We start from the raw sequence: 7,686 nt of genomic DNA, 5'->3' as shown, positions 1-7,686 counted from the left end.
GAAACCCTCGAACGTGCGCATCCGGTTGGCGATCACGATACCCAGCGTTGTCAGCGTGAATCCGAGTAGCGCCATGAATGCGACCCCGGTGAGCGCCCGGCTGAAGCTCAAGCTGACGTCGGTGAATCGGGCCAGTAGCAGGACGATCAATCCGTGACCTAGCGACACGGTAGTTCCTCCCAGCACTTTGCCGAGCAGGACCGCGCTGCGGGACATCGGTGACACGAGCACTTCTCGAAGAAAGCCGAACTCCCGGTCCCAGATAACGGAAATCGCCGACTGCACTGCGGTGTACATCATGTTCAGGACAATCACAGCCGGGAAGATGAACTGAAGATACGTGTAGGGCACGACGAAGCGGACTTCGCCGTAGACCTCGCCCCTGAAGTATGGATTCAACCCGATGCCAAGGATCAAAACCCAAAGGAGGGGACGGCTGACCCCGCCGATCAGTTGCCCCCGGTCGCGTGCGGCGCGCTTTATCTCACGCAGCCAGATCGCATAAATGCCATAGACGATGTGCAGAGCCCATGGAACTGTCGTTTGTGGTGGCCCCTTCGATTTCGCATACCCGGCCTCGGTCACCGCGTGTGCTCCCCGCCTCGACTGCCGAAAGCCCTCGTACGCTCTTGGGGCGTGGCTTCACGATCGCGCAGGTCCCGCCCAGTGAGGCTCAGGAAGACAGTCTCGAGGCTAGAACGTTCAGCGGCCACCGAGACGACCGATGACCCGAAAGTTGAAATGAGGTCGGCCAGCGAACTGCTGTCCGTCACGGGAACGACCAACTCACCGTCCTCAGCTTCGATACTACCTGGATAGCGAGTGACGACTGCTGTCCGAACGTTTTCGTCGACCATCACCCTGAGGAACTCGCGTCCGTGTTGCCGTCGGAGTTCATCGGGGGATTCGGTCGCGATGACCTTGCCACCGTCGATGATGCACACGCAGTCGGCCGCCTCGACCTCCGCGATGTAGTGAGTGGTTACCAGGATCGTGAGCTCTCGCTGGTTATGAAGTTGGGCCACGTAGGACCAGATCCGCTCGCGGGACTGTGCATCCAACCCGACGGTCGGCTCGTCGAGGAAGATCACGCGGGCGTCGTGGACAAGTGCCCGAGCTATCTCGAGTCGGCGCTTCATTCCTCCCGAGAGGGTACGCACCATCTTGTCGCGCCAGTCTCCCAGGTCAACGACCTCGATCAGGTCGCTTATTCGCTTGCGCCTCAAACTCGTGGGCACCCCGTAGATGAGGCCGTGAAATTCGAGGTTCTCGCCGACGGTGAGTCGATCATCAAGCGTCGACTCCTGAAATACCACCCCTAGATTCTTCCGCACGGAGAGCGGGAAACGCCTTACATCGAAACCGGCCACGGTCACCGTGCCCGAATCGGCGCGTTGGATGGTAGCGAGAATGTGGACGAGGGTCGTCTTGCCGGCGCCGTTCGGTCCCAAAAGCGCAAAGACCTGGCCCTGTTCAACTGACAGGGATACGTCGTCGAGGGCCAGGGTCGCGCCGTGTCGCTTGGTCACCGACCGCACATCTATTATCGGTTGTATCTCGATTCTTCTCACCGCTTTCCCGCGAGAACTGTGAGCTAACACAGCAAGAATACCAGTGCCAGGATCGGGCGCCTCCAGATGGCGAGTGGCGGTCCGCAAGGGTTCATATCGTGAGCTCGGCCGGCGGGGCATTTCTCTTTTACCGCCTCGCCTGTTCTACAAAATCACGTACAACGGATCACCCAAACCCGTCCGCTTGGTGCTACCTTGATCTCCTAGGTGCAGCAGCGAAAAGGAGGCGATAAGCCTTGGGACTGTTTCTCAAGCAGGTCACGGCGGTTGCCATATTGCTTCTGGGGTTCTCGCTCGCCCAGCAGCAGCGGGTCCTCAACGTGGGCATGGAGGCGGTTGGAACCTTCTCCTGGATCAACTTCGCCATGCAGCACTACGGTTTCGACGAAGAGTTGGACTTCGACATCCAGACAACAACCTACGGCACCAAGCAGGCGAAGCAGCTGGCGCTCCAGGCGGGGGAAACGGACCTCGTTGTCGATGACATCACCGGCGTGGCCGTATGGCACGATCAGGGGTTGGAAGTAAAGGCGATCTATCCCTATAGCCTCGCGACCGGTGGGATCGTGGTCCGGGCCGACAGCGACATCAGAACCATCGAGGACTTGAGAGGACGCACGATCGCCGCGACGGATCTGGGGGACAAGAGCCTGTTGATCCTCCGCTCTCTTGCCGTCAGCCGGTTCGGCTTCGATCCACAGCAGGACGCGGAGGTAGTAGCGGCGGCGCCACCGCTCATGTCCGAGCTGCTCCGACGTGGCGAGATCGACGCTGCCATCCCGCCCTGGCACTTCGTCGCTCGCATGGTGGGTAGCGGGGAGTTCCGGGAGATCGCCTCGGCGGTCGACATGCTAGACCAGTTGGGTGTTTCGGCCGACCTGCCGATACTCGTGGTGGCCGCCCGCACGTCCGTCGACCCGCAGCTCCTGACTGACTACCTGGCCGCCATGAACAAGACGATCGAGCGGATGCGTAGCGACCCGCAGATCTTCCAGATGATCCTCGACCAGGAACTCTACAGCCTGCCGGACGAGTCCGTCTTTCCGCAAGTGATCCAACGGTGGGAAGAGGGCGTGCCGCAGCGGTGGGACCAGGAAGTGATCGACGGCATCGTCGCGTTGATCGACGACATGGTTGATCTTGCTGGACCCGAGGTGGTGGGAGTGGAGGCCGGGGACGCAGAGGCGTTCACGGCGGAGTACAACCCGGACTAGACTAGTGCGGCGCTAACCCAACAAGTCCGCAACCTGGGCAGCAGCTGTGAAGCGACGGTGGGAGCCGTCGTGTTGTCCAGGGGCTCGTCTGGTCTCTTCCGCGTGCCGGCCCTATGCGAGCCAGAGCCGAAGCTTAACTCTAGGCTGCCCACCTCCCGGCACCACGCCGTTTCTGGCGTCGGCCGGAATGGTTGGAACCAGGTCTCGAAGCGCGATGCATCCCCAGTGCTTCGAGCGTCAGCGCTACCAGCCAGGCGGTTACGGCCAGCCACGCCCAAACGGCAAGGCGAGGGGTCAGCTCGATGGTCAGACGGTCGCTCACCAGGCCTGATCCATCGTCTAGTAGTAATCGGCCACCGCTCATTCGCATCAGTTCAGAAACAAGCTCTGCCCTGCCCGTACCGGGGCGTTCGCTGGAATGGCGTGAAACGAACGCTGAGGCCTCGTCGGTCCAATCCTCTCCGCCGGTAACCTTTGCTCGCACCTCGTAGCGGCCTTTGTCGAAAGCGTCGAGGCTACCAGCGTAGGCACCTCTGCCGACTTCATCGAGAAGGACGGGGCCCACGCGGCCTTGCGGTCCGTTCGCCCAGGCGATGACTCGCGCCCCCTCTACCGGTTGCCCCGTATCATCCAAGATCCTCGCCTCGGCGAGCAGTGAATCGCCCACTTGCCGGAGATCGAGTGCGAGTCCGGGTTGCTGTATGGGGGCGGCCAGCCATAGCAGCGTGTTCTGCAGGAACTCGGTTGCGAACTCGGAGTCCGTCCAAGCCTCCCCCCACTCACCGGTAACAGGAGTGGACAGCGCTACCACTCGACCGATGCCGTGGCGCCAGGATGCGAGAAGAGGGTCGCCTTCTTCCGTCCTCGCGTGTACTTCGGCCTCCGGCTTGAGGGTTGTGCGCACGTAGCCCTGCACCTGCGGGAACTTCTCAGGCAGCTTCTCGAGAAAAACTGCGCGCCGCGGGTCGAATCTCGGCTCGACGGGTCCCTTTCGAACCGGATTTCCGGATAGAAGCATCGCCTCCTGTGAGAGGATGCTTGGCAGCGACCTCACGTCCTCGCTGCGGTGGAAGGCGCCTCCGCCCAACCGGGCTATGTCCTCCAGCAGAGCTACATCGGCACCTTGTCCCACGGCCACGGTGCTGACGGTGATGTCGGCAGCGGCTATTGACTCGAGGAGCGGGCCGAAGGGCGCGTTCTGAGAAAGGCCGTCTGTCATCACGATGATGTGTTTTGCCTCGGCGTCTGTGGCCTGGAGTTGCCGGAAAGCAACCTGCAGGGCCGGGTAGATGTTGGTTCCGCCGCCAGGAGTGATCTGTTCCAGCCGCTCGCCAACATCTCCGGGCGGTCCGATCGGTTTGAGTACGTGAGCGATATCGTCGAACAGGATGATGGCTACCCGACTGTCGGGGTGGAGCAGTTCGACAGCTTCGATGGTCGCTTGTTTGGTGAACGCCAGCCTGGAGACTCCCGCAACGGTCTGTTGCATGCTGCCGGAACGGTCGAGAACGAAGGCGATTGCCGCTTGGGGCTGCTCGCCGGGAACCCGGGCCGATAGAGGCGAGAGCTCTTCGAGGGGTGTACGCAGGTAGCCGCCGGGCCCGAAGGCATCCTTTGCGCCGGCTATCAATACGCCCCCGCCGTACTCGCGAACCCAGCGCTCGATGCTCTCCTGCATCAGGGGGTGCAGGTCGACCGCAGGCACGTCGAGCAGAACGACAGCATCAAACTCGAGTAAGCCCTCAGGCGATACCGGGACATCGTATGGTGTCCAGGTTGTTACCTCAAAGTACTGCTTCTCGAGCAAGGCCGCGAGTTCGGCAGCGGCCTCCTCTTCGTTTACCAGCAGCGCCACCCTCCCGCCCGGCTCGACCTCGACAAGGCGTACCAGCTCATCTTCCGAGCCAACGAAACGGGCTCTCACTCGGTGCGGGCCCGGCTCCTCGGCGCGCCACTCGAAGACGTGTCCGGTTCCGGAGCGCTCCAGCCGCTCGTCGTCGAGGAATACCTCTACATCATGGCTTTCTCCAGCAGGAACACTCGAAGCGATGCGAATCTCGATCACGTCGCCAGATCTCACCGTATCGGGTAGCTCGACTGCCGTTATCCGAGCCTCCTCGCTTCTATGCGGTAAAGGCAGCAAATCCACCTTCACCCCGGGTGGCGCGACGATGCCCGATGAAGCGTCATCCCCCTCGGGGACCCCGACAACTAGCCTGCCCCCCTGCGGCCCGAGCGACGCGAAACCTAGTTCCAGTGCCGAGACCAAGTCGTAGCCGGAACTGCTCTCTAAGCGTGCCTTCGGCGTGGATAAGGAGACGCGTGGTGCCGCAAGCTCTCCCGGTCCTCTCATCGAGACGACGGCGCGAGCCCGCTCAAGAGCAGAACCCAACACTTCGCGAACAGGCGGGTTAGTAACGGTCGACGGATCGATCACCAGCGCTGTGCGCTCGTGCCTCAAAAGGGTTGGCGAGTCGACGCCGAGGGCAAGGAGCAGAAGTGCCGCAACCGAGGCGAGACGGGCGACCACCGACGCCCAGTGGGCGATAGGCCCGACTTCTCGGTTGCTCGCGAGTCGCCTGCGCAAGGCCCTGAATGAATCCAGGGCAAGGAGCAGCGCCGCAAGCAGGGCCAGAAGACGGTCGATACGTGCCCAGGGAAAGGGAACCTTGGCTTCCGATCCGAACTTCTCGAGCTCGACATCGAGGTCGGTCTCGGGGCTCGCCTCCATATCCACGACGATCGGTCGACCGTCGTGCTCGTGAACGCCAGGTTGCACCCGCGTAAGACGCGACCCGGTCGCGAAGCAGTACTGGCCGATGATGCACCGGGCTCCGGTCAACTGACCGTGTAGCGGCTGCGCTGCAACCGCCAACTCCGTCAGGAATTGGGCGAAACCGAGCTCTCTCGCCCACGATCCTTCGCCAATGGCCCAGGCCGACTGCACGTCGATAGTGTCATCGCCCTCGACTACCTGCAGCAGCGGACCCTGATCGGAGCGCAGGAGGACGATGGCGTCGCCAGCAGGCGGTAGGGCGTGCAGCTCCATCGTTGCGAGCGTCGGTATGTCTGTTACGCCGCTCCAGCGTAGCGCTCCGTGCCCAGGCCACAGTTCGGTAGGCACCGCAAGCGGCGCGCCCTGGCCACCTCCTTGCCGCATTCCCGACAACCAGAGAACGACGGGAGCCCGACGATCGGTTGCTTCATAGCCTGGTCCTACCACCGCTAGGTCGAAGGTGCTATCAAGCTGTGCAGTCGGCTCTGCCTCCACGAATGCCGCTCCCGGAATCATCCTCAGTGCCTCGGTCAGTGCCTTGGGTACCTCGCCGGCGAGCAGCACTCGCAGCGGCAACGGCTCGGTCCGCACCAGGATCCGGGCGGTGTTATCGAGAGGAAGCTCGTCATCGGGCAGCTCCAGGTGAAGCAGGCCCGGTCCAGGGAACTCTGTTTCGAACGCAAAGTTCGCCTGCTCGCCTCTGAACCGCACGCTCAGCTCCTCCCATGGCAGTGCTCCTTCAGTTCCTGCCGGCAGGAACGTTGCCTTAACGGTAAGCGGTTCGGCCGGCGGCGGATATGCCGAGATCCGCCCCTGGACCAGCCAGCCACCCTCCTCTGTGTCGAGGGGACTCACGTTCAGGCCAGAGAAGCCATGGGTTTCCAGCGGAGTGCCGAAGGGTGAAAGGTCTATCTCGAGCTCCCCCTGCTGCAGCCAGGGCTCCAGTATCTGTCTGGCTGTACGACTACCGGGGGTATCGGTAAGCACGGTTATTCGCGTGGAATCGCTGGCCAACAGGCCTCGCAAAATCAGCCTCGCCCTGGAGATCGGCACGGGCCCGTTTCCGAACTCTGGGCTCACGCCGTTCAACGCCAGGACCGCCTCTCTCGGCTCGTCAGCCCGGGCCAGGAGCACCGTTGGATCCTCGGCAAGGGTCACGACCGAGAGTTGAGGACCTCCTCTCTTGGCAGCGTCAGTTGCCCCGAGTGCTTGCCGGAGCCAGGTCGTGGCCGCATCGAGCCTGCTGCCCTCGCCGTCCGGCGCCGTCATGCTGCGGGAAACGTCCAGAAGGAAGATCTGATGCTCGACCACCTCGTCGGCGGGACGGGGTCCAGCTAGCGCTACGATCAGTGCGAAGAGTGAAAGCAGCTGCAGTAGGAGCGATGAGTTCAAACGCCAATGAAAGCGGCGGCGGGCGCTCTGGATCGGCGTCAACTTCGCGGCTATGGTCTTCCAGATCAGCAGGCTGGGCACCGTCACGAACCGCGGGTTCCGAGCGTGCCACAGCACGAGCGGCACAGCCAGCAACGCCAGCAACCACCACCATGGTTGGAGGAAGATCATCCGAGGAGGCCTGCCCTTTGCAAGTCTCCGTGCAGGACCTCCGAAACATCTCTATCCGTACGCATCGTGAAGAGCCGCCCGCCAACCTCTTCTATGCCCGTCCCGAGCTTCTCCCTCCACGAGCCAAGTTCGTCCAGATAGGCGGCGTGGGCTTCCGCTTCGAGCGAGAGGTCGAGCATGTCGCCACTCTCCGCGTCCGTCAACCGAGCCCAGCCCTCGACCAGGAGCCGCGGATCCTCTTCTTCTGGAGCCAGCAACTGGATCGCCACGAGTTCCCGCCCCGAGCGCCCGAACGCCTTGGCCGCGATGTCAGGCTCCCGGGTCCACCAATCGCTTATGACGATCGTCAGGCCGCTGGGCCCGAGCATCGAGTTTACATTCGTCGCTACGGTTACCAGGTCGGTCTCTTCGTCATCGGACTTCAGCGGCCGATCCAGCCCGTCGACCAGTTTGGGCAGGTTCCGCGTCGAAGTAACAACGGGCCGCCAGTCGAGGCGGTCCTTGCCGCCGAAGTTCGCCAGCCGCACGCGATCGCCTCCAGAAATTCCGACGAATGCGAAGG

5 protein-coding genes are annotated in these 7,686 nt (G+C 62.6%); 1 reads left to right on the top strand and 4 read right to left on the bottom strand.

All coding sequences use genetic code 11. From position 1 onward, the window contains the following. A partial coding sequence (locus VF168_15020; GenBank protein HEX7005495.1) for an ABC transporter permease occupies positions 1-585 on the bottom strand: 585 nt, incomplete at its 3' end. After that, positions 582-1,658 carry an ABC transporter ATP-binding protein gene (locus VF168_15015; protein HEX7005494.1) on the bottom strand — a complete coding sequence of 359 codons (1,077 nt, stop codon included), beginning with the start codon at positions 1,656-1,658 and terminating at the stop codon, positions 582-584. The genes VF168_15015 and VF168_15020, both read right to left, overlap by 4 nt. Before the next feature lie 149 nt (positions 1,659-1,807). Here VF168_15015 and VF168_15010 point away from each other — a divergent pair, with 149 nt between their 5' ends. Further along, positions 1,808-2,785, top strand: coding sequence for an ABC transporter substrate-binding protein (locus tag VF168_15010; protein ID HEX7005493.1), 978 nt, complete (start codon positions 1,808-1,810; stop codon positions 2,783-2,785). A 139-nt stretch (positions 2,786-2,924) separates the two neighbouring features. Here the strand turns inward: VF168_15010 and VF168_15005 are convergent, their stop codons facing one another. Both VF168_15005 and VF168_15000 read right to left on the bottom strand, forming a co-directional pair. After that, positions 2,925-7,124 (bottom strand): VWA domain-containing protein, encoded by a 4,200-nt coding sequence (locus tag VF168_15005; protein ID HEX7005492.1) that lies wholly within the window; start codon positions 7,122-7,124, stop codon positions 2,925-2,927. Next, positions 7,121-7,651 carry a hypothetical protein gene (locus tag VF168_15000; GenBank protein HEX7005491.1) on the bottom strand — a complete coding sequence of 177 codons (531 nt, stop codon included), beginning with the start codon at positions 7,649-7,651 and terminating at the stop codon, positions 7,121-7,123. Before VF168_15000 ends, VF168_15005 begins: the two co-directional genes overlap by 4 nt. Positions 7,652-7,686 lie beyond the last annotated feature (35 nt).

It is taken from the genome of Trueperaceae bacterium (genome assembly GCA_036381595.1).
GTDB lineage: Bacteria > Deinococcota > Deinococci > Deinococcales > Trueperaceae > DASVCN01.
This window is presented reverse-complemented; position numbering and strand designations above follow the sequence as displayed.